The 1,263-nt window shown below is 66.2% G+C and carries 1 pseudogene; it reads left to right on the top strand.

The window, feature by feature from the left end:
• The first annotated feature begins 105 nt into the window (after positions 1 to 105).
• Positions 106 to 1,025 (top strand): annotated as a pseudogene (locus ABEB12_RS28240) (IS701 family transposase).
• Positions 1,026 to 1,263 lie beyond the last annotated feature (238 nt).

Here is a 1,263-nt window from a genome sequence, read left to right as displayed (position 1 = left end):
CCCGAACCAGCCACTACCAACGCCGATTACAACTCACATAACGAAGTGCGGCTGGAGTACTAGTACTGCAACGGCAGTTGAGGGCCTCTGCGATGATCTCGGCTCGTGGTGGTGGATCTTGCGGTGGCCGAGCTTGATCGGCTGCATGAGCGGGTAGCGGGCCGGTTCCGGCGGGCGGAGCCGCGGGTGCGGATGCGTGAGTACGTGTCCGGGCTGGTTGCGGGGTTGGAACGGAAGAATGGGTGGACGCTGGCTGAACACGCCGGCGAGGGCTCGCCGGACGGGATGCAGCGGTTGCTGCGTTGGGCGGACTGGGATGTCGACGGGTTGCGCGATGGCGTGCGCGATCATGTTGTGGACCGGCTCGGCGACTCGGCCGCGGTGTTGATCCTCGACGACACCGGGTTCATCAAGAAGGGCAGGTGCCGTTTTCCTGGGTCACCGCCGATGAGGCCTACGGGCAGGTCAAGTACCTGCGGGTGTGGCTTGAACAGCACGACGCCGCCTACGTGCTGGCCACCAAACGCAACGACACCCTCGTCACCGCCGACGGTCTGCTGGGTGGCGAACAGCGTGCCGACGTTCTCATCGACGCGGTGAACCCGCGGGCCTGGCGCAGGTTGTCGGTCGGCGCGGGCGCGCACGGCCCACGGCTCTACGACTGGGCCCGGGTACCGATCCGGATCGGCTGGCGGGCCGGGCGCGGGCACTGGCTGCTCGCGCGACGTTCGATCAGCGACCCCACCGAGATCGCCTACTACGTCTGCTACGGCCCTCGCCGGTCGACCCTCGTCGATCTGGCCTGGACCGCCGGGACCCGCTGGCGGATCGAGGAATGCTTCGCCCAAGCCAAGAACGAAGCCGGTCTCGACCACTACCAAGTCCGCAGCTACCGGGCCTGGTACGCGCACATCACCTTGTCCATGCTCGCCCTGGCCTGGCTCACTGGGCTGCGCGTCCAGGCCACCGCCCAGACCGCCACAGACATCATTGACCAGGCTTCGCATCCCACCAGAAGGACATGATCAACCTGACGCTACCCGAGATCAGACGCCTGATCACCGCGCTGATCATGCGACACGCCCCGCCACCCGCGCACGTCTGGTCCTGGTCACATTGGCGCCGACGACGCCAACACCAAGCCCGCCTCAGCCACTACCGACGACGAGGCCACCCGCTCACCCAACTGCCGTTGCAGTACTAGTACTCCAGCCGCACTTCGTGATCTTTCGTGGTAGGGTCTCGATCTTGTGGTGGTGGAGG

Origin of the sequence: Actinospineispora eucalypti, from assembly GCF_039543365.1 — a bacterium.
GTDB classification, from domain to species: domain Bacteria; phylum Actinomycetota; class Actinomycetes; order Mycobacteriales; family Pseudonocardiaceae; genus Pseudonocardia; species Pseudonocardia eucalypti.
The sequence above is the reverse complement of the archived record's forward strand: the minus strand, read 5'-3'. Positions and strand labels throughout refer to the sequence as shown.